The following is a 23609-nucleotide window of genomic DNA, read 5'->3' as shown; positions in this document are numbered from 1 at the left end:
CGTCGGGGCGCACAGGTCCCCGGCGCGCGCGGCGAAAGCCTGCTGCGGCGCTTGGGCATATAATCCCGCGCGGGGGCATCGTCCATGTATCCACACCCCTGACGTGGACATTGAGAGAGACTCGCAAGTGCTGATCGGCGTCGATATCCGGTCCCTGACCCTGTCGCGCGGCGAACGGCGGTTGTTCGTCGGCCTGACGACCGGCCTGTCGGCGGGCGAGGCGGTCGCCCTGACGGGAGCCAACGGGGCGGGCAAGACCAGCCTTTTGCGCGCCGTGGCCGGCTTCATCCGGCCCGACGCGGGGAGCGTCGCCTTTCGCGGCGCCGACGGTGAGATCGAGGCCGAGACGGCGCGGCGCGCGGCCCTGCACCTGCTCGGCCATCACGAAGGGTTGAAGCCCCAGCGCACGGCCAGGCAGGAGTTGGGTTTCCAGGTCGAATGGCTGGGCGGTTCGACCGACGCCCTGGCCGCCGCCGTCGAGCGGTTGAAGCTGGCCCCCCTGCTGGATCTGGAGACGCGCAAGCTGTCGGCCGGTCAGAGGCGGCGGCTGTCGCTGGCCCGCCTCGTCGCCGCGCCGCGCGCCCTGTGGCTGCTGGACGAGCCCCTAGCCCCGCTGGACGAGGCCTGGCGCGGCGTCGCGGCTGAACTGATGGCCGAGCATCTGGCGGGCGGCGGCCTGATCCTGGCCGCCGTCCACGACCCCCTGCCCGTCTCGGCGCGGCCGCTGGACCTGGGGGCGACGCGATGACGGCCGTCCGCGCCCTGTTCGCGCGCGAACTGTCCCTGGCCTGGGGCGGCGGCGGCGGGCCGCTGCTGGCCTGCGGCTTCCTGCTGTGCCTGACGGCCATCCTGCCCCTGGCGGCGGGGGGCGATCCGCGCGTCCTGGCCCCGGCGGCCTCGGGCGCGGCCTGGATGGCCCTGGCCCTGGCCTCCCTGCTGTCGCTGGAGCGGATGTTCGAGCGCGACCTGGAGGACGGGGCGCTGGACCTGCTGGCGACCGGACCCCTGCCGCTGGAGGCGACGATGACGGTCAAAGCCCTGGCGCAATGGCTGGCGACGGGCCTGCCGCTGGCCCTCACGGCGCCGGTGGCGGCCCTGGCTCTGGGCCAGCCGGCCGAGCTCATCGGCCTGACCGGGCTGTCGGCGGCGCTGGGCGGCCTGGGGTTCGCCTTCACCGGGGCGCTGGGCGCGGCCCTGGCCCTGGGGGCGCGGCGCGGCGGGCTGCTGATCGCCGTGGTGGTGCTGCCGCTGTTCATTCCGCCGGTGGTGTTCGGCGCCGGCGCCCTGACCCGCGCGGCGAACGGCCAGAGCCCCGCCTCGGCCCTGGCCCTGCTGGGCGCCTACGTCCTGTTCGCCCTGGTGATCGCGCCGCTGGCGGGGGCCGCCGCCGTTAAGAACGCGCAGGGGTGATCCCTTCCTCCGCCGTCATCCTCGGGCTTGACCCGAGGATCGGGCTGTCGGCTCCGCGCTGTTCAGGAATAATGGCGCCAGACGGAAGGGAAGAGGTGAGCGCGTTGCGCGCTCGATCCTCGGGTCAAGCCCGAGGATGACGAAGAGAGTGGAGATAAGCTCTTTCTCGGTCGTCACCGCCCCTTCAGCGTCACATACAGCGCGCCCTCCCCGCCGTGGCGGCGGTGGGCCGAGGCGAAGCCCGAGACGACGCCGCGCAGGTGGGGACCCGTCAGCCATTCGTGCACCGAGGCGCGGATGACGCCGCCGCCCCGGCGTCCCTGGCCGGTGATGACCAGGACCGAGCGCAGGCCGCGCGCCTGGCAGCCGATCAGAAAGCCGCGCAGCTGGTCCTCGGCCTCGAAGCGGCCGAAGCCGTGCAGGTCGATGCGCGCCTCGATCGGATCGCGCTCGCGCGACAGGCGGCGCTGGCGGCGCGGCTCCAGCTCCTCGGGCGCCGGGCGGGGGCGCGGGGCCGGGGGCTTCGGCGGCGGGGACGCGGCGACGCGTCCGGCCGAGGCGGGGGTCAGGGCTGCGGCGCGTTTCTTGCCGGCGACGCCGCGCTGGGCGGCGGGCGGCGCGGCGGGCGGCGCCTCGTCGAGCGCCGGCAGGACGGCGCCGGGCGTCACGCGCGCGGCCTTGCGCTGCGCCGGGGGCGTCACCGTGGCCGTCACGCGGCCCCAGATGCGCCTGTCGTCTTCGGTCGTTCCGGGCTTGGTCGCGGATGCGGCTTTCGGCGGCCCCTTGCCCGAAGGGGAGCGGGCCACCCTCAGTCCTCGTCGTCGAAGGCCGGCGGGCCCGGCTCATGGGCCAGCAGGTCGCCGGGCTGGCAGTCCAGCTCGCGACACAGGGCGTCCAGGGTGGTGAAGCGCACGGCGCGCGCCTTGCCCGTCTTGAGGATCGACAGGTTGGCGACGGTCACGCCGACGCGGTCGGCGAGTTCCGTCAGCGACATGCGGCGCTGGGCGAGGATGCGGTCGAGCTGGACGCGGATGGCCATGGATTGAGCTTAGCGTTTTCGGATCAGATCGTCAGTTCGGATTCGCGGCGCAGGCGCGCGCCTTCGCGGAACACCTCCGCCAGGACGAAGACGACGAGGATGGAGAAGACGGGGGTGAGCAGGTCGCTGATCCCTTGCGGCTCCATGACGCCGGGCGCGAGCCGGGCCGCCACCATCCCCTGGGCCGCCCAGACGCCGCCGGTGACCACGGCCAGGATCAGGCCGATCTGGCGCAGGCGGCGCACATTGTCGGGCTGGAAGGGGTCGCCCAGGGTCAGGGTGCGGAAGATCTTGCGCAGATAGCGCAGGATCAGCAGGAAGCCGCCGAAATAGGCGGTCAGGGCGCCCAGGCCGAACAGCAGCAGCGGCCGCGTCAGGGGCATCTGGCGCCCGTCCGTCCCGTCGGTGACGGTGACGTTGAGATTGTCCAGGGGGATGAAGATCGACGCCGCCCACAGCAGCAGCAGCAGGCCGGTGACCAGGGCCATCAGCACATAGGCCACGTCCAGGGCGATCTTGAGCAGGCTCGACACCGAGCCGGGGCCCAGGGTGCGGACATTGGGGGTGCGCAGGGCGGACTTCAGGCGATAGGCCGGCGCGTCTTCGGGGCTGCGCGGCGCGGATTTCCCGAGAAAGTCCGGTTTCGGGAATCGCATGGTCTTGGGTCTCAGGCCGGAGATCGAGGCGCGGTCGCCGCGCGGGGTCCGGTCGACCCACGCGCGGCGCTATTCTTCGCGGCGTTCATGTCGATCGTCAAAGCCTCCCCCTCCGACGGACGGTCAGAGGCTTTGCAGGATCAGGGCGACGGCGGCGGCCGGCAGGGAAATCAGCAGGGCGCCGTTGATGATGCCGTGACCGACGCGGTCCAGCCAGATCGAGGTTTTCATCGCTTGCATAATCATCTCTCCATCGTTGCACGATTTTTGTGCGTTTTTCCTGTGCCGCTGGATCGACGTTGCGTGATTTCCGCTTCGTCTGAACGGTGCGGCCTCCGTTCTTGATGAAGAAGATAGGCCGTGCCCCTGAAAATGCCAACTTACATATCGTTTAACGATGTTAAACTTTCGCAAGGCATCGGACGGGACTAAGGTCGGGCCATGAATCTCAAGCTCATCAAGGGGATGCGGCTCGTCGCCGCCACCCACAATCCCGGCAAGGCGCGCGAGATCGAAGCGCTGCTGGATGGACATTACCGGATCGTCACGGCCGGAGAGCTGAATCTGCCCGAGCCGGACGAGACCGAGAGCACCTTCGCGGGCAACGCCATGCTGAAGGCGCGCCACGCCGCCCAGGTCTCGGGCGAGGTGGCCCTGGCCGACGATTCCGGCCTGTCGGTGGCGGCGCTGGACGGGGCGCCGGGCATCTTCTCGGCGCGCTGGGCCGGGCCGACCAAGGACTTCGCCCTGGCCATGAGGAAGGTCGAGCAGCGGCTGGAGGAGACGGGCTCGCGCGACCGCAGCGCCTGGTTCACCTCGGCCCTGGCCGTGGCCTGGCCCGACGGCCCCTGTGTCGTGGTCGAGGGCCGGGTCGACGGGGAGCTGGTCTTCCCGCCGCGCGGCGACCGCGGCCACGGCTACGACCCCATCTTCCAGCCGGAAGGGTCGGACCTGACCTTCGCCGAGATGGACCCGGCCGAGAAGGACGCCATCAGCCACCGCGGCCGCGCCTTCGCCCGCCTCAAGGCGGCGTTGATTGACTGAGGCCGACCCGCGCCCTCAAGCCGCCGTCCTCAGCGAGGGCGGCGATAGGGGCGAGAACCAGTCGGCCCCTCAAGCAGCCGGCTTCCGCGAAACCGGCGGTAGGGGCGAGAAAGACTCCATCGCGCTCTATGTCCACTGGCCCTACTGCGCCCGCATCTGCCCCTATTGCGACTTCAACGTCGTGCGCGACCGGAGGCGGGTCGCGGAGCAGGCGGGGCTGGCCCAGGCCATCCTCGCCGACCTGGAGGCCCAGGCGGCCCTGGTCGGGCCGCGCGCCCTGGCCTCGATCTTCTTCGGCGGCGGCACCCCCTCGCTGATGCCGCCCGAGGCCGTGGCGGCGGTGGTGGAGCGGGCGCGTGTCCTCTTCCCCGGCGGCGGCTCCGGTGGCGGCGAAATCGAGATCAGCCTGGAGGCCAACCCCACGGACGCCGAGGCGGGCCGCTACGCCGCCCTGGCCGAGGCGGGGATCAACCGTCTGTCCATGGGGGTGCAGTCGTTCGACGACGCGGCCCTGAAATTCCTCGGCCGCGACCATTCCGCCGCCGAGGCGCGTCGCGCCATCGCTCTGGCCGCCCGCGCCTTTCCGCGCCTGTCGATCGACCTGATCTACGCTCGGCCGGGCCAGACGGTGGCCGACTGGCGCGCCGAACTGGCGACCGCCCTCGACCTGGGGTTCGAGCACGTCTCCCCCTATCAGCTGACCATCGAAGGGACGACGGCCTTTGGCCGGGCCGTGGCGCGCGGCGCCTGGACCCCGCCCGACGAGGACCTGGCCGCCGAACTCTACGAGACCACGCAAGCGACGCTCGAGGTTGCGGGGTTCGAGGCCTATGAGGTGTCTAACCACGCGCGCGACGTCGCCGCCCGTTCGAGCCACAATCTGCACGTCTGGCGCGGCGGCGACTATCTGGGCCTGGGCCCCGGCGCCCACGGCCGGCTGACCCTGGCCGAGGGCCGCGTCGCCACGGTCGCCCGGCGCCGCATCGCCGACTATGTGCAGGGCGTGGCCACAGGCGACCCCTGGGGCGAGCGCGAGACCCTGAGCCCGCGGGACGCCGACGAGGAACGGGTCCTGCTGGGCCTGCGCACCGTCGAGGGCGTGCCCCTGGCCCTGCTGCAGCGGCTGGGGCTGTCGGCGGACGAGGGGCGGCTGGCCGACCTGCTGGCGGACGGCTTCGTGCGCCTGAAGGACGGCCGCGTCGCCGCCACGGCGAGCGGGCGGCCCCTGCTGGACGCCGTGCTCAAGGCCCTGCTGACCTAGACCGCGCCGCGTCGGACTGGCAGGGTCCGGCCGATGTCCGACGCCCCGCTTTTCCCGCCGACCGCCCCGCCCGCGCGCCCCGTTTCGCCGGGCCTTTATCTGGTGGCGACGCCGATCGGGAACCTGCGCGACATGACGCTGAGGGCGCTGGACGTGCTGGCGGCGGCCGACCTGGTGCTGGCTGAGGACACGCGGGTCACGGCCAAGCTGCTGACCGCCTATGGGCTGAAGGCCAAGCTGGAGCGCTGCGACGACCACGCCTCGGCCCGGGCCGCCGAGATCGCCGTCGAGCGGCTGAAGGCGGGCGAGGTGGTGGCCCTGGTGTCGGACGCGGGCACGCCCCTGGTGTCGGATCCCGGCTATGTGGTGGCGCGCGCGGCGGTGGCCGAGGGCCTGCCGGTCCACCCCGTGCCTGGCCCGTCCAGCCTGCTGGCCGCCCTGTGCATCGCCGGCCTGCCCGCCGACCGGGTGCTGTTCGCCGGCTTCCTGCCGCCCAAGTCGGGCGCGCGCCGCTCGGCGCTGGAGGAGCTGAGGCCGGGCCGTCAGACCCTGGTCTTCTTCGAGAGCGGGCCGCGCCTGCGCGACAGCCTGGCCGACATGGCGCAGGTGCTGGGGCCGCGCCCGGCCGCCGTCGCCCGCGAACTGACCAAGCTCTATGAGGAGTGCGTGCGCGGAACCCTGGCCGACCTGGCCGCCGATCCCCGCTGCGACGCCCCCAAGGGGGAGATCGTCATCGTGGTCGGGCCCGGCGAGGCCGAAGTCGCCAGCGCCGCCGACGCCGACGCCGCCCTGGCCGAGGCTCTGACCCGCCTGCCCCCCGGCGAGGCGGCGGCCGAGGTGTCCAGGGCCCTGAACCTGCCGCGCAAACCCCTCTACAAGCGGGCGCTGGAGCTCAAGGGGCGGTGAGCCGGGGCCTGCGCCCCGCTGCGGCGCCTCGGCGGCCCAAGGCGGGCTGGCGCAGGGCGTTGGGCGGCCGCTCGCATCGCCAGGGGCATGACGCCGAATGGCTGGCCGCCCTGTGGCTGATGCTCAAGGGCTATCAGATCCTCGCCTTCCGCCTGAAGGGGCGCGGCGGCGAGATCGACATCCTGGCCCGGCGCGGCCGCGTCCTGGCGGTGGTCGAGGTCAAGCGGCGGGCCTCCCTGGAGGCGGCCCTCGCGGCCCTGGGGCCGGAGCAGCATCGCCGGCTGGCCTCCGCGGGCCAGGCTGTGGCGCGCGGCCGTCCGGGGCTGAGCGGCCTGGAATTGAGAATCGATATGGTGGCGCTGGCTCCGCGGCGATTTCCACGGCATCTTCGCGGCGTTATTTCCACAGGAGCGGACAGTCTGTGACACGCGAGGAGGCCGAGGCGATCCTGACCCAGGCGGGGCAGGCGGATGAGGCCGCCTTCCCCCTGCTGGAATGCGCCATCGCCTGCGCCATTCACGACTATCCCTTCCGCGATCCGGCGCCGGTCCGCATCCTGGCCGACCACGCCGCCCAGCGCCTGAAGGAACGCGCGGCCAACGAAGGCCCCGACGACGCCCTGACCGAGGCCCTGGCCGGGGACCTGCGGCTGAACGGCGACCTGATCAACTACGACCATCCGGCCAACACCGATGTCATCGACGTGGCCGAGCGGCGGCGCGGCCTGTCGGCGGTGCTGGTCATCTTCTATCTAGACGCCGCGCGGCGGGCCGGGCTGACGGCGGCGGCGGTGGATTTTCCCGGCCACGTCCTGCTGCGGGTGGAGACTCCCGAGGGGCCGGTGGCGCTGGACCCCTTCAGCCAGGGGCGGCTGGTCCTGCCCAGCGAACTGACGCGCCGCGCCCTTCTGGCGGGCCTGACGCCGCACGTCGCCGACCGTCTGGACCTGCTGATGGCGCCCGTCAGCGAGCGCCAGGCCCTGATCCGGCTGCAGAACGTCCTGTTCACCCGCGCCCTGCAGGTCCAGGATTACGAGGGCGCCGAGCGCTCGGCCCTGCGCCGCGCCCTGCTGGACCCGGAGGACCATCGCCCCTGGCTGGACGTCGCCGCCGCGCGCGAGCGGCAGGGCGCCCTGACCGGGGCCGTCCAGGCCCTGTCGCGCGCCCGCAGCCTGGGCGAGCCCGCCGAGGCCTGCGACGCCCGCCTCGACCGCATGCGGATGCGGTTGAACTGAAGCTCAGCCTTGCGGCGCGTCGCCTTGAGCCTCAAGTAGGCAGCGACGGCGCTTCCGGGCGCTCAAGCAGCGAGCGCCCGCGGCGCGAGCGATAGCGCCCTCCAAAGAAGGACAATCCATGCTCAAGGTCGCCATCCAGATGGACCCGCTCGAGGCGGTCAACGTCGAGTCGGACACCACCTTCCTGATGGCCCTGACCGGGCAGGCGCGCGGGCACAGGCTGTGGGTCTATGACTTCCGCACCCTGGCGCTGGAGGACGGTCGGCTGTTCTGCCGCGCCCGGCCGGTGAGCGTGCAGCGCAAGCAAGGCGACCACGCCGACTTCGGCCCGGAGGAGCGCCTGGACCTGGCGCGGGACGTCGACGTGATCCTGATGCGCCAGGACCCGCCCTTCGACATGGCCTATGTCACCGCCACCTATCTGCTGGAGCGGGTGCATCCCCAGACCCTGGTGGTCAACAACCCGGCCGAGGTGCGCTCGGCGCCCGAGAAGCTGATCGCCACCCTCTTCCCCGGCCTGCAGCCGCCGACCCTGGTGTCCAGCGATCCCGAGGCGCTGGTCGACTTCCACCGCCGCCACGGCGACGTGGTGCTCAAGCCCCTGCACGGCGCGGCCGGGTCGGGCGTGGTGCGGCTCAAGGCGGACGATCCGAACCTCGAGGCCCTGATCGAGATCCACGCCGCCGGGTCGCGCGATCCTCTGGTAATCCAGAAATTCATCCCGGCCGTCGCGGCGGGCGACAAGCGCATCATCCTGATCGACGGCGAGCCCGTGGGCGCCATCAACCGCATCCCGGCCAAGAACCAGGTGCGCTCCAACCTGCGCGTCGGCGGCACGGCGGCGCCGGTCGAGCTGACCCCGCGCGACCTGGAGATCTGCGCCGCCATCGGCCCCTATCTGAAGGAGCGCGGCCTGATCTTCGTCGGCATCGACGTGATCGGCGACTATCTGACCGAGATCAACGTCACCTCCCCCACCGGCGCCCAGCAGTTGCTGAAGTTCGCCGGCGTCGACGCCACCGAGCGCATGTGGGAGGTGATCGAGGCCCGCAAGGCGGCGGCCTGATCCACCACGCCGCAGGTTGATCGAACGACGCTCTTGCAAGGCGCGTGAGTTCGTGATTTGTTCCCTCTCGGCTGCGGGAGGGAGCTCATGGTCGCGCGGGTGGTGACGGTGGCCTTCGACGGGGTCGAGGCGCGCCGGGTCGACGTCGAGGTGCAGCAGGTGGCGACGCCCGCCGGGGCCTTCGCCATCGTCGGCCTGCCGGACAAGGCGGTGGCCGAGAGCCGCGAGCGGGTGCGCGGCGCCTTCGCCGGCATCGGCCTGGCCCTGCCGCCCAAGAAGGTCATCGCCAACCTGGCCCCCGCCGACCTGCCCAAGGAAGGCAGCCATTTCGACCTGCCCATCGCCCTGGCCCTGCTGGCCTCCATGGGGGTGATCGGGCCGGATGCGCTCGACGGCTGGGCGGCGGTGGGCGAGCTGGGGCTGGACGGCCAGATCGCCGGCGTGGGCGGGACCCTGCCCGCCGCCATGGCGGTGAACGCCATGGGGCTGGGCCTGATCTGTCCCGAGGCCAACGGGCCGGAGGCGGCCTGGGCGGGCGAGGTCCGCCTGCTGGCCCCGCGCTCCCTGATCGGTCTGATCAACCATTTTCGTGGAATCCAGGTGCTGCGTCCGCCGCAGCCGGGGCCTGTGGTCGAGGGGCGCGCCGTGCCCGACCTGCGCGAGGTCAAGGGACAGGAGGGGGCCAAGCGGGCCCTCGAGATCGCCGCCGCCGGGGGCCACAACCTCCTGTTCGTCGGCCCGCCGGGGTCGGGCAAGTCGATGATGGCCGCCCGCCTGCCCGGCCTGCTGCCGCCGTTGACGCCGATGGAGCGGCTGGAGACCTCCATGGTCTGGTCGGTGGCGGGGCTGATCGAGCGCGGGGCCCTGACGCGCGACCGGCCGTTCCGCGCGCCCCATCACTCGGCCTCCATGGCCGCCCTGACCGGGGGCGGGCTCAAGGCCAAGCCGGGCGAGGCCTCCCTGGCGCACAACGGCGTGCTGTTCCTCGACGAGCTGCCTGAATATTCGCCCCAGGCCCTGGATTCCCTGCGCCAGCCGCTGGAGACGGGCGAGATCGTGGTGGCGCGGGCCAACGCCCATGTGCGCTATCCGGCGCGGTTCCAGCTGGTGGCGGCGATGAACCCCTGCCGCTGCGGCCTGGGCGGACCGGGGCGCGGCGCCTGCGGCAAGGCCCCGCGCTGCCAGAAGGACTATCAGAACCGCATCTCCGGCCCGATGTTCGACCGCATCGACCTGACGGTGGAGACGCCGCCGGTCACCGCCGCGGACATGATCCTGCCCGCCCCCGCCGAAGGCACGGCCGAGGCCGCCCGACGCGTCGCCGCCGCCATGGAGATGCAGCAGGCCCGCGTCGCCGAGGCGGGGCTGGAAGGGACGCAGGCGCTGAACGCCCGGGCCTCGGGCGAGGCCCTCGAGCGGTTCGCCGCGCCCGACGCGGCGGGCCGCGCCCTGTTGATGAAGGCAGGCGAGACGGGCGAACTGACGGCGCGCGGCTGGACCCGCACCCTGCGCCTGGCCCGCACCATCGCCGACCTCGACGGAGCCGACGGCGTCCTGCGTCGCCATGTGGCCGAGGCCCTGATGTATCGCCGCACCACGGTCGGCGCCCAGGACGACTTCGACCGCCAGGCCAGCCGCCGGGCCATGTTCCCCGTCTATGAGCCGGGGGCTGCGCAAACGCCGTTCGCCTGTGATTAACCCCTGGGGCCTAGCGTGAGGCCATGGGACAGACCCGCCGCAGATCGTCATCGCAAACCGAACTTTTCCCCGTCCCCCCTCAGGCGGCGGGACCTGCGGACGCGGCCTCGCCCGAGCAGCAGTTCCTGCGGCTGATGAGCCATGAGATGCGCACCCCCTTGAACGGGGTGATCGGCATGCTGGGTCTGTTGTCGCGCACCCGTCTGGACGGGGCGCAGCGCGCCTATGCCGAGGCGGCGCAGAAGTCGGCCGAGCATCTGCTGGGCCTGGTCAACGACCTGTTGGACTACGCCCGCCTCGAGGCCGAGGCCCTGGAGTTCGATCCGGCGCCGGTCGAGCTGGAGGCGCTGGTGCGGGGCGTGGCCGAGCTGTTGAGCCCGCGCGCCCACGACAAGGGGCTGGAGATCGTCTGGTCGGTCGCCGCCGACGCCCCGGACGTGGTCGCCGACGAGGGCCGCCTGCGGCAGATCCTGTTCAACCTGGCCGGCAATGCGGTGAAGTTCACCGACCGGGGCGGCGTGCGGCTGGCGGTCGAGGGCCAGATGGTCGAGGGTCGGCGCGGCGGCGCGGCGCGCGCCCGCCTCGTCTTCATCGTCGACGACACCGGCCCCGGCGTGCCTGCGGAAGCGCGCGGCCGCATCTTCGACGAGTTCGGCCACGCCGACGCCTCCGACGCCGCCCGTTTCGACGGCGCCGGCCTGGGTCTGGCGGTGGTGCGACGGCTGGCCCGGGCCATGGGCGGGACCGCCGTGGTCGAGGACCGGCCCGACGGACCCGGCGCCCGCTTCCGCTTCGAGGCCGAGTTTCCGCTCGCGCCGGACGGGGCGCCGCGTCCGCGCCCGCTGGACGGGGTGACGGTGGCGATCCGCACCCCCGACCCCTTCGTGCGCCGCGCGGCGGCTGATCAGATCGAGGCCTCGGGCGGCCGGGCGGCGCGCCAGGCCGGGATCACCCTGGTCGACCACGCCGGCGCCGAGGACGGCGAGTTGGCCAGCCGTCCGACCCAGGGCCAGGCCATCGTCCTGCTGCGCCCGTCCGAGCGTGACCTGATCGACCGCTATCGGGCGGGGGGCTTCTGCGGCTATCTGATCAAGCCCCTGCGTCCGGCGTCGCTGGCCGAGCGCGTGCTGGCCGCGGCGGGGGCTCGGCGCGGCCTGCCCGTCCCGCACGCGCGGCCGGGCGAGGACGACCGGGTGGCCAACGTCGCCTTCAAGGGGGTGCGGATCCTTCTGGTCGAGGACAATCCGGTCGGGGCCCTTCTGGCCAAGACCCTGCTGCGGCGCGAGGGCTGCGTGGTCCAGAGCGCGGCCGACGGCCAGGAGGCGCTGGACGCCACCAAGGCGGCCCGTTTCGACCTGATCTTCATGGACATGCGCATGCCGCGCCTGGACGGACCGAGCGCGGCGCGGGCGCTGCGGGCGCGCGGGGACCAGACGCCGATCGTCGCACTGACCGCCAACGCCTTCGCCGAGGACCGCCTCGCCTGTCTCGAGGCGGGGATGGATGACCACCTGGCCAAACCGCTGGAGGCCGACGCCCTGCGCGCCGCCCTGGCCCGCTGGACGAACGCCGCCAACCGCGCCAAGGTCGCGGCGTCCTAGACTGCCAGTAACCCGTCGCCCATGAGTCCCGGCGGCGCCCGCCGGAGCCCCGCATGACCGATTTCAAGACGCCCGCTTCCGAGGTCGCGGCGCTTCAGCCGTCCCCGAAAGGGCTGGGCGTGCTCAAGGCGGCGTTTCGCGAACGGCGCACCCTGGCCATGCTGTTGCTGGGGTTCTCGGCGGGCCTGCCCTTCGCCATGCTGTTCGGCACGCTGAACGCCTGGCTGTCCGACGCCGGGGTCTCGGTGGCGACGATCGGCGTCCTGTCCTGGGTGGGGCTGTTCGGGGCCTTCAAATTCCTGTGGTCGCCCTCGGTCGGCCTGATCCCGCCCCTGATCGGGCGCATGGGCCGCCGTCGCTCCTGGCTGGTGTTGTGCCAGATCGTCCTGGCGGGCGCCCTGCTGACCATCGCCCTGTCGCACCCGGGCACGAACGCCATCGGGGTGCTGGCGGGCGCCGCGGCCCTGGGCGCCTTCGCCTCGGCGACCCAGGATATCGTCATCGACACCTGGCGGATCGAGGTCGCGGACGAGAGGACGCCCGTGGACCTGCTGTCCACCGTCTATCAGCTGGGCTTCCGCACGGCGGCGCTGGTGGGCGGCGCGGGGGCTCTGGTGCTGGCGGATCATCTCGGCTGGGCGGCGACCTTCGTCATCGGGGCGGGGCTGATGGGGCTGGGCCTGGTCGGCACGCTGATCGCGCCCGAGCCCAAGGCGGCGCCGCGGACCGCCATCGCGCGCGAGCGCATCGGCTCGCCGCGCCTGCGCATGACGGCCCTGGCCGTCACCCTGGCCGCCTGGGCCTGGGCGGCCTTCATGCTGGTGCGTTTCATGGTCACCGCCCTGAGCGTCAAGCCGGCCCCCAGCGCCGGAGAGTTCACCGCCGTCTGGGGGCCGTGGATCGTCGGCATGGCCGTGATCCTGCCCGCCGTCCTGGCCGGGATCATCGTCTGGCGCGGCGGGAAGACCAAGCCGACGGTCGAGGGGGCGGAGGCGCCCGCCCTGGCCAACACCCTCTATGACGCCATCCTGGCGCCCCTGGTCGAGCTGATGGGCCGCCTGGGCTGGGGGCGGTGATCGTCCTGGGTCTGATCCTGACCTATCGCATCACCGACGGGGTGTGGGGGCCGTTCGCCTTCCCCTTCTACATGGGCGACACGGGCGGGGCCCTGGGCCACACCAAGACGGAGATCGCCCTGGCGTCCAAGACCTTCGGCGTGGTCATGACCATCGTCGGCATCGCCCTGGGCGGCTGGGCCCTGCTGGTCGTCGGCCGGATGGCCAGCCTCTTGCTGGGCGCGATCCTGTCGGCGGCGACCAATCTGCTGATGATGGACCTGGCCCTCGGGGCGCCGGTGATCGGCGCCGTCATGAGCGCGACGGGCCTCTACAAGCTGTTCGGCCTGTTCGGCGTGGGCGAGCCCCTGGCGCGCCTGATGCTGGCCATCGCCGGCGAGAACATCGCCGGCGGCTTCGCGGGGCGGCCTTCGTCGCCTATCTGTCGGCCCTGTCGAACAAGATGTTCGGCGCGGTTCAGTTCGCCGTCTTCACCTCCCTGGCCCTGCTGATCGGCACCTTGGGGCGGGGGGCGCTGGGCGAACTGATCGAGCGTCAGGGCTATGCGGCCATGTTCGTCATCGCCGCCTGGCTGGGCGTCATCGCCGTGGTCTTCTGCGCGGCCGAATGGGCGCGGCTGACGTTCGAGCGCCGCCGCCTGAACCCGAAAGCCTGAGCCCAAACGCAAAGAGGCGGCCCCGCAGGGCCGCCTCTCAACCTAATGGGCCGGCGAACCGGCGTCAGTCCTCGACCTTCACCCCGTCGGCGTAGGCCGCGAAGGTGGCGGCGGTGATGATCTCGCTGACCGAGGCGCCCAGGGGCACGATCTGCACCGACTTCTCCAGGCCGACCAGCAGAGGGCCGATCACCGTGGCGCCGCCCAGCGACTGGACCAGGCGCGTCGAGATGGCCGCCGAATGGATGGCCGGCATGACCAGGACGTTGGCGTCGCCGGTCAGGCGCATGAAGGGATAGTTGGCGCGGGCGTCGGAATTCAGCGCCAGGGCCGGCGGCATCTCGCCTTCATATTCGAAATCGACATCCATGGAGTCGAGGATGCGGATGGCCTCGCGCACCTTCTCGCCGCGGTCGCCCGGCGGGTCGCCGAAGGTCGAGTAGCTGAGAAAGGCGACGCGCGGCTTGCGGCCCAGCTTCTGGACCGTGGCGGCGGCCTTGACCGCGATCTCGGCCAGTTCGGCGGCGTTGGGCAGTTCGTGGATCGAGGTGTCGGCCACGAACAGGGTGCGGCCCTTGGCCAGGAGGATCGACAGGCCGATCATCCGGTCCGTGACGTCCAGGACGCGGCGGACCTCCTTCAGGGCCATGTTGAAGTTGCGGGTCACGCCGGTGACCATGCAGTCCGCCTCGCCGCGCGCGACCATGGCGGCGCCGAAATAGTTGCGGTCCTGGTTGATCATGCGCTGGACGTCGCGGCGCAGATAGCCGCGGCGCTGCAGTCGGGAGTAGAGCCAGTCGACGTACTCGGCGTTCCGCTCCGAGATGCGGGCGTTCATGATCTGGATGCCCAGGTCGTCGAAGTTCAGACCGGCCTCGGCGGCGTTCTGGCGGATCAGCTCCTCGCGGCCGACCAGGATGGGCGTGCCCAGTTCGGCCTGCTTGAAGGCCCAGGCGGCGCGGATCACCGACTGCTCCTCGCCCTCGGCGAAGACCACGCGCTGCTTCGGACCCGAGCGCACGCTGGCCTGGATCTTCTGCATCAGGGCGGCGGACGGATCGACCCGCTGGCGCAGCGAGATGCGATAGGCGTCCATGTCCTCAATCGGCTTGCGCGCCACGCCGGAATCCATCGCCGCCTGAGCGATGAAAGGCGGGATGTACCAGATCAGGCGCGGGTCGAACGGGGTCGGGATGATGTATTCCGGGCCGAACTTCAGCTTGCGTCCGCGATAGGCGGCGGCGACCTCGTCCGGCACATCCTCGCGCGCCAGCGCCGCCAGGGCGTGGGCGCAGGCGATCTTCATCTCGTGGTTGATCTGACGCGCACGCACGTCCAGCGCGCCCCGGAACAGATAGGGGAAGGCCAGGACGTTGTTGATCTGGTTGACGTAGTCCGAGCGGCCGGTGGCTATGATGGCGTCCGAACGCACCGACATCACGTCCTCGGGGTGATCTCGGGGTCGGGGTTGGCCATGGCGAAGATGATCGGATTGGGCGCCATGGAGGCGACCATCTCCTTGGTGATCGCGCCCTTGGCCGACAGGCCGATGACCATGTCGGCGCCGACCATGGCTTCGGCCAGGGTGCGGTGGGGGGTGTCGGTGGCGTGAGCCGCCTGCCATTGGGAGACGTTGTCCCGGCCCTTGTAGATCACGCCCTGACGGTCGCAGATGACTGTGTTCTCGGCCTTGACGCCCGCCGCCTTCATCAGGGCGATCGACGACAGACCGGCCGCCCCGGCGCCCGACAGGACGACCTTGATGTCTTCAAGCTTCTTGCCGACCACGTGGCAGGCGTTGATCAGGCCGGCGGTCGAGATGATGGCGGTGCCGTGCTGGTCGTCATGGAAGACCGGGATGTCGAGCAGGTCCTGCAGCTGGGCCTCGATCTCGAAGCATTCCGGGGACTTGATGTCCTCCAGGTTGATGCCGCCCCAGGTGTCGCCGATGTTCTTGACCACGGTGACGAACTCGTCCGGGTCTGTGGTCTTCACCTCGACGTCGAAGCTGTCGACGTCGGCGAAGCGTTTGAACAGGACCGACTTGCCTTCCATCACCGGCTTGGACGCCATGTGGCCCAGGTTGCCCAGGCCGAGGATGGCGGTGCCGTTGGAGATGACCGCGACCAGATTGCCCTTGGAGGTGTAGTCGTAGGCCTTGTCCGCATCGGCGGCGATGGCCAGGACCGGCACGGCCACGCCCGGCGAATAGGCCAGCGACAGGTCGCGTTGCGTCGCCATCGGCTTGGTGGGGGCCATGGAGATCTTGCCCGGCGTCGGATCGCTGTGGAACTCCAGCGCGTCGTCGTCGGAGAAGGTCTGTTTGTCGGTCAATTCGGGCATTTTGATCTCGGGAAGGGGCAGGCGCCCGCCGTTCCTAGAACCTGGGATCGGCGGGGACAACCGTTGACGCGGCGTCAGCCGCAATCGCTCAGGGCGGCGGGCAGGAAACCGGTCCCTTCGACCGCGACCGGGCCGGTCATGAAGACATGGCTCGTGGCTTCGTCCCAGTCGATGGTCAGTTCGCCGCCGTCGACCGTGACCCGCGCCCTGCGGTCGGTCAGGCCGCGGCGGGCCGTGGCCACCAGGGCGGCGCAGGCGCCGGTGCCGCAGGCCAGGGTCAGGCCCGCGCCGCGCTCCCATACCCGCAGCCGGATATGGCCGCGGTCCAGCACCTTGGCGAAGCCGACGTTGACCCCCTCGGGGAACAGGGGGTGGTGCTCGATCAGGGAGCCCGAGCCGCGCACGAAGGCGTCGTCCTGGCGGTCGGTGAAGAAGACCACGTGCGGATTGCCCATGGAGACGGCGCCCGGCGTGTGCAGCACGGGGGCGTCGATCGGCCCGACCTGAAGCTCGATGCCGCGCGTGTCCATTTCCTCGGCCAGGGGCACCTGGGTCCAGTCGAGGCGCGGCGCGCCCATGTCGACGGTGACTTGCTGGTGGGCCGCGGTCGTCGACTCTGCGGGGTCTCCCAACCCGACGGGGCCGGGCGCCCGCCGGGCGGTTGTCGGTCCGGCCGCCGTGTCGATGACGACCTCGTCCTTGTCCGTCGCCTCCAGCAGCAGCCAGCCGACGCAGCGCAGGGCGTTGCCGCAGGTCTCGACCATGGAGCCGTCGGCGTTCCACACCCGCATGAAGGCGTCGGCGCTTTCCGAGGGCTCGACGCCGATCAATTGGTCGAAGCCGCCCAGGCCCGCAGCCGGGTCGGCCAGGGCGCGCACCTGGTCCGCGCTCGGGTGGAAGGGGCGGTCGAAGGCCTGGACCATGATGAAGGCGTTGCCGGCGCCGTTCATGCGGACATAGGGGCGGCCTTCGGGGGGGCGGGAAGCGGTCATGACCGCCTTCATATAGGATTTTTCACGACTTCATGTATCGCTTGCGCATGGCGACCGCGCACGATCACCCTAGGGGCCACGACCGGCTGCGCCTGCGCGCGCGTCTGCGCTACTTCTATCATGGCGCTTCCCCGGCGGCGGTGAAGTTCCGCCTCATGGTCATCGTCGTCGACCTGGTCATCATCAGCTTTTTTCTGGCGGCGCCGATCCTGAAGGAGGCCGGCTGGGCCTTCTATGTCGTCGACTATCTGATCGCGGCGGTGCTGGCGCTGGACCTGGCGGCCCGCGCCTATGCCTATTCCAACGTGCGCGACTGGCTGAAGCGGCCGATCGTCTGGGTCGATCTGTTCGTCCTGGCCACCCTGCTGTTCCCGGCCTGGCTGGCCAACCTGGGCTTCCTGCGGCTGCTGCGGTTCTGGAGCCTGCTGAACAGCGAGCTGTTCTGGCGGACCATCGGGCGGCGCTACGACGACACCCGGGTCGAGGAGATCACTCGGGCCATGGCGGCCCTGGTGACCTTCGTCTTCGTGGTGACGGGCTTCGTCTATGCCTATTTCCGGGGCAAGGCCGAGCACATCAACGGTTATCTGGACGCCCTCTATTTCACCGTCGCCACCCTGACGACGACGGGGTTCGGCGACATCACCCTGCCGGGCAACTGGGGGCGGGTCATCTCCATCGTCGTCATGCTGGTGGGCATCACCCTGTTCATCCGCCTGGCCCAGACCCTGATCCGGCCGCACAAGGTGAAATTCCCCTGCCCGGTCTGCGGCCTGCAGAAGCACGATCCCGACGCCGTCCACTGCAAGGCCTGCGGCCAGATCCTGAACATTCCCGATGAGGGCGACTGAGGGGGCCTCGAGGCCAGGTCCATGCGCGCGTGGCCAAAGATTACAGTCCCGTAAGATTACGGACGCTTGCCGCGCGGCCGGGTCCCCGCCAAGGTGCCGGCCGCTTATTCGTCTGTTGGGGGCCTATTGATGAATTTCCGCACGCTGGCGTCCGCCGCCGCCCTTTGTCTCGCCGCCGGAGCCGCGCCCGCCATGGCCCATACGTCCGACACGCCCGCCGTTTCCGCCGCGCCGGCCGGCTTCGCGACCAGCGACGCGACGGACCCCTATCTGTGGCTGGAGGAGGTCGAGGGCGACCGCGCCATGGAGTGGGTCAAGGCCCACAACGAGGCCTCCCTGGGCGTGCTGCAGGGCGATCCGCGCTATGCGACCCTGCACCAGCAGGCGCTGGACATCGTCCAGTCGCGCGACCGCATCCCCTCGCCCGGCTTCACCCATGACGGCCACGTCGACAACTTCTGGCAGGACGCCGACCATGTGCGCGGCGTTTGGCGGCGCACCACGCTGGACAGCTACCGCACCGAGGCGCCGCAGTGGGAGACCATCCTCGACCTCGACGCCCTGTCGGCCGCCGAGGGCGCCAACTGGGTCTACAAGGGCGCCAGCTGCCTGCCGCCCGAAGAGCGCTACTGCCTGATCTCCCTGTCGAACGGGGGCAAGGACGCGGTGACCATCCGCGAGTTCGACAGCGTGACGAAAACCTTCGTGGAAGGCGGCATCAACCTGCCGGAATCCAAGGGCGGGGCCAGTTGGATCGACAAGGATACGCTGCTGATCGCGCGCGACTTCGGCGAGGGCTCGCTGACGGACTCGGGCTATCCGCGCACGGTGCGCCTGCTGAAGCGCGGCCAGAGCGTCGACCAAGCGGTCGAGGTCTTCGCCGGCCAGAAGACCGACGTCTCGGTCTCGGGCTACACCTTGCGCGACGCCGACGGCGCGGTGCAGGCGGTGCTGCTGAACCGCGGGATCAACTTCTATGAGAGCGAGACCTGGCGCCTCAACCCCGACGGCACGACGACCAGGCTGGACCTGCCGCTCAAGTCGAACATCAACGCCCTGGTCGCGGGCCAGATGGTGGTGACGACGGATCAGGACTGGACCGCGCCCTCGGGCCAGGAATTCAAGACCGGCGACGTCATCGCCTGGGACCTGCAGGCCTGGCTGGCCGATCCCAAGACCCCGGCCAAGCTGGTCATCCGTCCTGGCGCGCGCGAGGCGGTCGAGGCGATCAACACCACGCGCAACCGCCTGGTCGTGGCCCTGTACGAGAACGTGCGCGGCTCGGTCTATGTCTATGACCCGGCCGACTGGAGCCGCACGCGCCTGGACCTGCCGCAGAACGTCACCGTCGGCGTCGGCTCGGCCTCGGAGCAGGACGACAAGATCTTCGTCAGCGTCGCCGGTTATCTGAACCCGTCCAGCCTCTATCTGGCCGATGCGGCGACCGGCGCCGTCGCCCTGACGAAGTCTCTGCCCGCCAAGTTCGACGCCGCCGGCATGCGTGTGGATCAGTTCGAGGCCCGCAGCGCCGACGGCACGATGATCCCCTATTTCGTCGTCCACAAGGAGGCCATGGCCCTGGACGGCTCGAACCCGACGCTGCTCTACGGCTACGGCGGCTTCCAGTCGTCGCTGTTGCCCGGCTATTCGCCGACGGTCGGCAAGCTGTGGCTCGAGCGCGGCGGCGTCTATGTCATCGCCAACACGCGCGGCGGCGGCGAGTTCGGGCCGAAGTGGCACCAGGCGGCCCAGCAGGAGAACCGTCAGCGCGCGCACGAGGACTTCCAGGCCGTGGCCCAAGACCTGATCGCGCGCGGCGTCACCAGCCAGCCGCACCTCGGCGTCATGGGCGGCTCGCAGGGCGGGCTGTTCATGGGCGCCATGCTGACCCAGCGCCCGGACCTGATCAATGCGGCGGTCATCCAGGTGCCCCTGTTCGACATGCTGCGCTTCCACAAGCTGCTGGCGGGCGCCAGCTGGATCGGCGAATACGGCGACCCGGACATCCCCGAGCAGCGCGCCTGGATCGAGCAGTATTCGCCCTATCAGAAGCTGGCGGCGGGCCAGCCCTATCCCGAGGTCTTCATCCACACCTCGACCAAGGACGACCGCGTCCACCCCGGCCACGCCCGCAAGGCGGCGGCGCGGATGGAGGAACTGGGCTATCCGGTGCTCTTCTATGAAAACACCGACGGCGGCCACGCGGCCGGCGCCAACCTGCGCGAGACGGCCCGCCGCATCGCCCTGGAATACACCTATCTGACCCGACGGCTGATGGATCAGCCGGCCTCGCAATAGCAGACGTCATCCCGGAAGCGGCGTGAGCCGCTATCCGGGACCGCCCAGCCCGCCGCCTTTGGCCTTAGTGTTTCCGGCGGCCCCGGATCGGCCTGACGGCCGTCCGGGGTGACGCCTTTCAGGAGTGAACTCATGAAAAACCTGTTCTTGTCCGTCGCCTTGCCGGCCCTGATGCTGGCCGCCGCGCCTGCCCTGGCCGAGGGTGTGTCTGCCGATCCCGCGGCCGCCTCGGCCACGACCCTGCCGCCGCACTTTCCGCGCGACCTGACGCCCGAGGGGGTCAAGGCCGCCGACGACCATCTGGCGCTGGAAGAGGTCGACGGCGCCGAGGCCAGGGCCTTCGTCGCCGCCTCGAACGCCAAGGCCCTGGCCGCCCTGACCGGCGACCGCCGCTACGAGCCCTTCCGCCAGCAGGCCGAAGCCATCCTGACGGCCACCGACCGCATCGCCATGCCCAGCTTCCTGGGCGAGGGCCTCGGCAACTTCTGGCAGGACGCGGCCAATCCCAAGGGGGTGTGGCGCCGCACGACGCTGGACAGCTACCGCACGGCCCAGCCGCAGTGGGAGACGCTGATCGACGTCGACGCCCTGGCCAAGGCCGAGGGCCGCGATTGGGTGTTCAAGGGCGCCAACTGCCTGGCCCCGGACGAGACCCGCTGCCTGGTCAACCTGTCGGACGGCGGCAAGGACGCCGTGACGGTGCGCGAGTTCGACCTGACCACCAAGACCTTCGTCGACGGCGGCTTCGTCATCCCCGAGGGCAAGCACCGCATCTCCTGGCTGGACCGCGACACCCTGCTGATCGCCACCGACTTCGGTCCCGGCACGATGACGGAGTCGGGCTATCCCTACATCGTCAAGGCGCTGAAGCGCGGCCACCCGCTGGCGCACGCGACCGAGGTCTATCGCGGCCAGCAGGGCGACGGCGGCTACGGCGTCTCCGCCATGGTCATGCGCGACAAGGCCGGGGCGGTTGAGGCGGTGCTGTTCCGTCGCCCGCTGGACACCTTCCGCTCCGAGACCTGGGCCCTGGGGGCCGACGGCAAGCCACATAAGCTGGCCCTGCCCGAGCGGGTCAGCGTCGAAGGGGTGATGGACGGCAAGCTGGTCTTCTCGCCGGACCAGGCCTGGACCTTCGACGGCCAGGCCTACGCCGCCGGTTCGCTGCTGGCCCTGCCGCTGGGCGTGCTGGGCGAGACGCGCCAGGACGTGCGCGTCGATGCGGCCGCCGCGACCATCTTCGCCCCCGGCCCGCGCCAGTCGCTGCAGAGCGTGCGCGTGTTCGAGGACAGCGTGGTGGCGGTGATCGCCGACAACGTCGTCGGCACGCTGAAGCGCTTTACCCCGGGCGCCCAGGGCTGGACCGCGACCGATATCGCCGTGCCCGCCAACAGCGCCGTCGGTCTGGGCGACAGCTCCAAGGCCAAGGGCCGGATCTTCGTCTCCTCGCAGGGCTTCCTGACCCCGCCGACGCTGAGCCTGGCCGAGGTCGCGACCGGCGCCCTGACCGAGCTGAAGGCCGCCCCGGCCAAGTTCGACGCCTCGACCCATGTGGTCGAACAGTTCGAGGCCACCTCGACCGACGGGACCAAGATTCCCTACTTCGTCACTCGCCCGCGCGACCTGGCCATGGACGGGACGGCGGCGACCATCCTGTTCGGCTACGGCGGCTTCCAGGCCAGCTTCCCGCCCGCCTACAAGCCCGAGATGGGCAAGCTGTGGCTCGAGAACGGCGGCGTCTTCGTCCAGGCCAACATCCGTGGCGGCGGCGAGTTCGGCCCCGGCTGGCACCAGGCGGCCCTGCGCGAGAACCGCCAGCGCGCCTTCGACGACTTCGCCGCCGTGGCCCGCGACCTGGAGCAGCGCAAGATCACCAGCCCGCGCCACCTGGGCATCTACGGCCGCTCGAACGGCGGGGTGCTGACCTCGGTGTCGATCACCCAGCACCCGGAGCTGTTCAACGCGGCGGTCATCGAAAGCCCGCTGATCGACATGCTGCGCTATCAGGAGTTGCCCGCCGGCGCCTCCTGGATCGGCGAGTACGGCGATCCGCGCATTCCGGGCGACGCCGACTTCATCGCCCGCTACTCGGCCTATCAGCAGCTGCGGCCCGAGACGAAGTATCCGCGCGTATACATCACGACCAACACCCTGGACGACCGGGTGCACCCCGGCCACGCCCGCAAGTTCGCGGCGCGCCTGGGCGACCAGGGCCACGACCACCTCTATTACGAGGACACGGCCGGCGGTCACTCCAACGACGCCGACCCGGTGGCCAACGCCCGCCGCTGGGCGCGCCACTACGTCTATCTGGCCCAGCAGCTGATGGACTGATCCTTCCGGTATCATCCCGCCGTGGCGTCATCCCGGAAGCCCGCAGGGCTATCCGGGACCGCTGCGGACGTCGACGCTGGCGTTTTGGGCGGTCCCGGCTCTCCGCTCTCGCTGGCGCGAGGGCTGCGGCCGGGATGACGGGAGAGGGGCAGGCCTCAAGCAGCCCGAAGGGCGGCAGGCCAGGGATCAAGCCTCAAGCAGCCCGAAGGGCGATAGGCCAGGCATCAGGCCTCAAGCAGCCCGAAGGGCGATAGGCCAAGCATCAAGCCGCTCACGCATTTATGAGCGGCGCGGGCGGGGCAAGCGGCTAGGATCGCCGCCATGACGACACGGGGTCTGATCAGGTACGGGATGACGGCGGCGGTCGCGGGCGCAAGCCTGCTGGCTCTCGCCGCCGCGCCCGCAGGAACGCGGAGCCAGCGCGACCGCGACGACGCCCCCGTCCCGGCGGCGACGACCCAGCCGGTGGTGGTCGAACTGTTCACCGCCCAGGGCTGCGCCGGCTGTCCCGAGGCCAACCGCGCCGTCGGCGGCGTGGCGCAGCAGCCGGGGGTCATCGTCCTGACCTACGGCGTCGACTACTGGGACTATCTGGGCTGGCCCGACACCTTCGCCCGGCCCGAGTTCGCCGCGCGCCAGCGCGCCTATCGCCAGGCCCTGCAGTTGCGCAACGTCTCGACGCCCCAGGTGGTGATCGGTGGGCGCCGCCAGCTGTCGGGCGCCCACACCCCCGAGCTGAGGGCGGCGGTCGAGGCCGAGGCGCGCGGGCGCGGCTGGCCGCCCGAGATCGAGTTCCGCGAGACCGGCGACCGGGTCGGCGTCGGCTCCGGCCGCCCGCCGCGCGGCGGGGCCGAGGTGGTGGCCGTTCTCTATCGACCGGGCCTTCAGACCGTCGAGGTCAAGGGCGGCGACAACCGCGGCCAGGCCGTCCCTCACGTCAATGTGGTGCGCGAGGTGCGCCGCCTGGGCGATTGGACGGGACGGCCCGTGCTCTTCGCCCTGCCCGCCGACGCGGCCGACGGCGACGGCATGGTGGTGCTGCTCCAGGCCAAGGACGACCGTCACATCCTGTCTTCGGCGGCCCGCCCGGAACCGGCCCGCGATTGAACCGCTGATGGAAAGGGTCTAAAGCCCCGCCGCTCTTG

At 71.2% G+C, this 23609-nt stretch carries 21 protein-coding genes and 1 pseudogene; 17 read left to right on the top strand and 5 right to left on the bottom strand.

Annotation, left to right across the window (positions count from 1 at the left end; all coding sequences use genetic code 11):
- The first annotated feature begins 127 nt into the window (after nucleotides 1-127).
- Both ccmA and ccmB read left to right on the top strand, forming a co-directional pair.
- The gene (ccmA, locus tag D8I30_RS05075; protein WP_121481773.1) at nucleotides 128-748 is read left to right on the top strand and encodes a heme ABC exporter ATP-binding protein CcmA; all 621 of its coding nucleotides are present in this window, start codon (nucleotides 128-130) and stop codon (nucleotides 746-748) included.
- A complete protein-coding gene (gene ccmB / locus D8I30_RS05070; RefSeq protein ID WP_121481772.1) occupies nucleotides 745-1410 on the top strand; it encodes a heme exporter protein CcmB in 666 nt (221 codons plus the stop codon). Before ccmA ends, ccmB begins: the two co-directional genes overlap by 4 nt.
- Before the next feature lie 173 nt (nucleotides 1411-1583).
- Here ccmB and D8I30_RS05065 read toward each other — a convergent pair whose 3' ends face one another.
- Genes D8I30_RS05065 through D8I30_RS05055 form a run of 3 tightly spaced genes read right to left on the bottom strand, consistent with a single transcriptional unit; the run spans nucleotide 1584 to nucleotide 3105 of the window.
- Nucleotides 1584-2216 carry a Smr/MutS family protein gene (locus D8I30_RS05065; protein WP_121481771.1) on the bottom strand — a complete coding sequence of 211 codons (633 nt, stop codon included), beginning with the start codon at nucleotides 2214-2216 and terminating at the stop codon, nucleotides 1584-1586.
- A gap of 2 nt (nucleotides 2217-2218) precedes the next feature.
- Nucleotides 2219-2449: a helix-turn-helix domain-containing protein gene (locus D8I30_RS05060; RefSeq protein ID WP_121481770.1), complete on the bottom strand. Its 231-nt coding sequence runs from the start codon at nucleotides 2447-2449 to the stop codon at nucleotides 2219-2221.
- Nucleotides 2450-2472: 23 nt separating this feature from the next.
- Nucleotides 2473-3105: a DUF2975 domain-containing protein gene (locus tag D8I30_RS05055; RefSeq protein WP_240387342.1), complete on the bottom strand. Its 633-nt coding sequence runs from the start codon at nucleotides 3103-3105 to the stop codon at nucleotides 2473-2475.
- 441 nt (nucleotides 3106-3546) lie between these two features.
- Here D8I30_RS05055 and rdgB point away from each other — a divergent pair, with 441 nt between their 5' ends.
- The 11 genes from rdgB to D8I30_RS14690 all read left to right on the top strand — a co-directional run bounded on the left by rdgB (nucleotide 3547) and on the right by D8I30_RS14690 (nucleotide 13646).
- Nucleotides 3547-4149, top strand: coding sequence for an RdgB/HAM1 family non-canonical purine NTP pyrophosphatase (gene rdgB / locus D8I30_RS05050; protein ID WP_121481769.1), 603 nt, complete (start codon nucleotides 3547-3549; stop codon nucleotides 4147-4149).
- Between the two features lie 118 nt (nucleotides 4150-4267).
- Nucleotides 4268-5410, top strand: coding sequence for a radical SAM family heme chaperone HemW (gene hemW, locus D8I30_RS05045; RefSeq protein ID WP_121483399.1), 1143 nt, complete (start codon nucleotides 4268-4270; stop codon nucleotides 5408-5410).
- A gap of 33 nt (nucleotides 5411-5443) precedes the next feature.
- Complete coding sequence (rsmI, locus tag D8I30_RS05040) at nucleotides 5444-6316, top strand: 16S rRNA (cytidine(1402)-2'-O)-methyltransferase (RefSeq protein ID WP_121481768.1); 873 nt, start codon at nucleotides 5444-5446, stop codon at nucleotides 6314-6316.
- Nucleotides 6313-6741: a YraN family protein gene (locus D8I30_RS05035; RefSeq protein WP_121481767.1), complete on the top strand. Its 429-nt coding sequence runs from the start codon at nucleotides 6313-6315 to the stop codon at nucleotides 6739-6741. The genes rsmI and D8I30_RS05035 overlap by 4 nt, the downstream gene beginning before the upstream one ends.
- Entirely contained in the window at nucleotides 6738-7550 is an 813-nt protein-coding gene (locus tag D8I30_RS05030; RefSeq protein WP_121481766.1) for a SirB1 family protein, read from the top strand. Before D8I30_RS05035 ends, D8I30_RS05030 begins: the two co-directional genes overlap by 4 nt.
- 118 nt (nucleotides 7551-7668) lie before the next feature.
- A complete protein-coding gene (gshB, locus tag D8I30_RS05025) occupies nucleotides 7669-8616 on the top strand; it encodes a glutathione synthase (protein WP_121481765.1) in 948 nt (315 codons plus the stop codon).
- A gap of 87 nt (nucleotides 8617-8703) precedes the next feature.
- On the top strand, nucleotides 8704-10314 hold the full coding sequence (locus tag D8I30_RS05020; RefSeq protein WP_121481764.1) for a YifB family Mg chelatase-like AAA ATPase: 1611 nt from the start codon (nucleotides 8704-8706) through the stop codon (nucleotides 10312-10314).
- A 23-nt stretch (nucleotides 10315-10337) separates the two neighbouring features.
- On the top strand, nucleotides 10338-11915 hold the full coding sequence (locus D8I30_RS05015) for a response regulator (protein ID WP_121481763.1): 1578 nt from the start codon (nucleotides 10338-10340) through the stop codon (nucleotides 11913-11915).
- A 53-nt stretch (nucleotides 11916-11968) separates the two neighbouring features.
- Nucleotides 11969-12991: an MFS transporter gene (locus D8I30_RS14700; protein ID WP_240387340.1), complete on the top strand. Its 1023-nt coding sequence runs from the start codon at nucleotides 11969-11971 to the stop codon at nucleotides 12989-12991.
- Complete coding sequence (locus D8I30_RS14695) at nucleotides 12988-13482, top strand: hypothetical protein (RefSeq protein ID WP_240387339.1); 495 nt, start codon at nucleotides 12988-12990, stop codon at nucleotides 13480-13482. The genes D8I30_RS14700 and D8I30_RS14695 overlap by 4 nt, the downstream gene beginning before the upstream one ends.
- Complete coding sequence (locus D8I30_RS14690) at nucleotides 13434-13646, top strand: hypothetical protein (RefSeq protein WP_240387338.1); 213 nt, start codon at nucleotides 13434-13436, stop codon at nucleotides 13644-13646. Before D8I30_RS14695 ends, D8I30_RS14690 begins: the two co-directional genes overlap by 49 nt.
- 64 nt (nucleotides 13647-13710) lie before the next feature.
- Here D8I30_RS14690 and D8I30_RS05005 read toward each other — a convergent pair.
- Together D8I30_RS05005 and dapF are read right to left on the bottom strand one after the other, a co-directional pair.
- A pseudogene (locus D8I30_RS05005) lies at nucleotides 13711-15989 on the bottom strand (NADP-dependent malic enzyme).
- 74 nt (nucleotides 15990-16063) lie between these two features.
- The gene (gene dapF, locus D8I30_RS05000) at nucleotides 16064-16981 is read right to left on the bottom strand and encodes a diaminopimelate epimerase (protein ID WP_240387337.1); all 918 of its coding nucleotides are present in this window, start codon (nucleotides 16979-16981) and stop codon (nucleotides 16064-16066) included.
- 32 nt (nucleotides 16982-17013) lie between these two features.
- Here dapF and D8I30_RS04995 point away from each other — a divergent pair, with 32 nt between their 5' ends.
- The 4 genes from D8I30_RS04995 to D8I30_RS04980 all read left to right on the top strand — a co-directional run bounded on the left by D8I30_RS04995 (nucleotide 17014) and on the right by D8I30_RS04980 (nucleotide 23571).
- Nucleotides 17014-17832 (top strand): potassium channel family protein, encoded by an 819-nt coding sequence (locus tag D8I30_RS04995; protein WP_240387336.1) that lies wholly within the window; start codon nucleotides 17014-17016, stop codon nucleotides 17830-17832.
- Between the two features lie 129 nt (nucleotides 17833-17961).
- Nucleotides 17962-20130 carry a prolyl oligopeptidase family serine peptidase gene (locus D8I30_RS04990; RefSeq protein ID WP_121481761.1) on the top strand — a complete coding sequence of 723 codons (2169 nt, stop codon included), beginning with the start codon at nucleotides 17962-17964 and terminating at the stop codon, nucleotides 20128-20130.
- A gap of 132 nt (nucleotides 20131-20262) precedes the next feature.
- Nucleotides 20263-22464: a prolyl oligopeptidase family serine peptidase gene (locus D8I30_RS04985; protein WP_121481760.1), complete on the top strand. Its 2202-nt coding sequence runs from the start codon at nucleotides 20263-20265 to the stop codon at nucleotides 22462-22464.
- Nucleotides 22465-22785: 321 nt separating this feature from the next.
- Entirely contained in the window at nucleotides 22786-23571 is a 786-nt protein-coding gene (locus D8I30_RS04980) for a DUF1223 domain-containing protein (RefSeq protein ID WP_121481759.1), read from the top strand.
- Nucleotides 23572-23609: the final 38 nt, after the last annotated feature.

It is taken from the genome of Brevundimonas naejangsanensis (genome assembly GCF_003627995.1).
Taxonomy (GTDB): Bacteria; Pseudomonadota; Alphaproteobacteria; order Caulobacterales; family Caulobacteraceae; genus Brevundimonas; species Brevundimonas naejangsanensis_B.
Note: the sequence above shows the minus strand (reverse complement) of the source record. Positions and strands in the feature narration are given on the sequence as shown.

Bases quoted from the DNA above. Each gene is read 5' to 3' on its own strand.
- ccmB (WP_121481772.1), top strand. From the start codon at position 745: ATGACGGCCGTCCGCGCCCTGTTCGCGCGCGAACTGTCCCTGGCCTGG.
- D8I30_RS05060 (WP_121481770.1), bottom strand. From the start codon at position 2,449: ATGGCCATCCGCGTCCAGCTCGACCGCATCCTCGCCCAGCGCCGCATG.
- D8I30_RS05055 (WP_240387342.1), bottom strand. From the start codon at position 3,105: ATGCGATTCCCGAAACCGGACTTTCTCGGGAAATCCGCGCCGCGCAGC.
- rdgB (WP_121481769.1), top strand. From the start codon at position 3,547: ATGAATCTCAAGCTCATCAAGGGGATGCGGCTCGTCGCCGCCACCCAC.
- rsmI (WP_121481768.1), top strand. From the start codon at position 5,444: ATGTCCGACGCCCCGCTTTTCCCGCCGACCGCCCCGCCCGCGCGCCCC.
- gshB (WP_121481765.1), top strand. From the start codon at position 7,669: ATGCTCAAGGTCGCCATCCAGATGGACCCGCTCGAGGCGGTCAACGTC.
- D8I30_RS05020 (WP_121481764.1), top strand. From the start codon at position 8,704: ATGGTCGCGCGGGTGGTGACGGTGGCCTTCGACGGGGTCGAGGCGCGC.
- D8I30_RS05015 (WP_121481763.1), top strand. From the start codon at position 10,338: ATGGGACAGACCCGCCGCAGATCGTCATCGCAAACCGAACTTTTCCCC.
- D8I30_RS14700 (WP_240387340.1), top strand. From the start codon at position 11,969: ATGACCGATTTCAAGACGCCCGCTTCCGAGGTCGCGGCGCTTCAGCCG.
- D8I30_RS14690 (WP_240387338.1), top strand. From the start codon at position 13,434: ATGTTCGGCGCGGTTCAGTTCGCCGTCTTCACCTCCCTGGCCCTGCTG.
- dapF (WP_240387337.1), bottom strand. From the start codon at position 16,981: ATGACCGCTTCCCGCCCCCCCGAAGGCCGCCCCTATGTCCGCATGAAC.
- D8I30_RS04995 (WP_240387336.1), top strand. From the start codon at position 17,014: ATGTATCGCTTGCGCATGGCGACCGCGCACGATCACCCTAGGGGCCAC.
- D8I30_RS04990 (WP_121481761.1), top strand. From the start codon at position 17,962: ATGAATTTCCGCACGCTGGCGTCCGCCGCCGCCCTTTGTCTCGCCGCC.
- D8I30_RS04985 (WP_121481760.1), top strand. From the start codon at position 20,263: ATGAAAAACCTGTTCTTGTCCGTCGCCTTGCCGGCCCTGATGCTGGCC.
- D8I30_RS04980 (WP_121481759.1), top strand. From the start codon at position 22,786: ATGACGACACGGGGTCTGATCAGGTACGGGATGACGGCGGCGGTCGCG.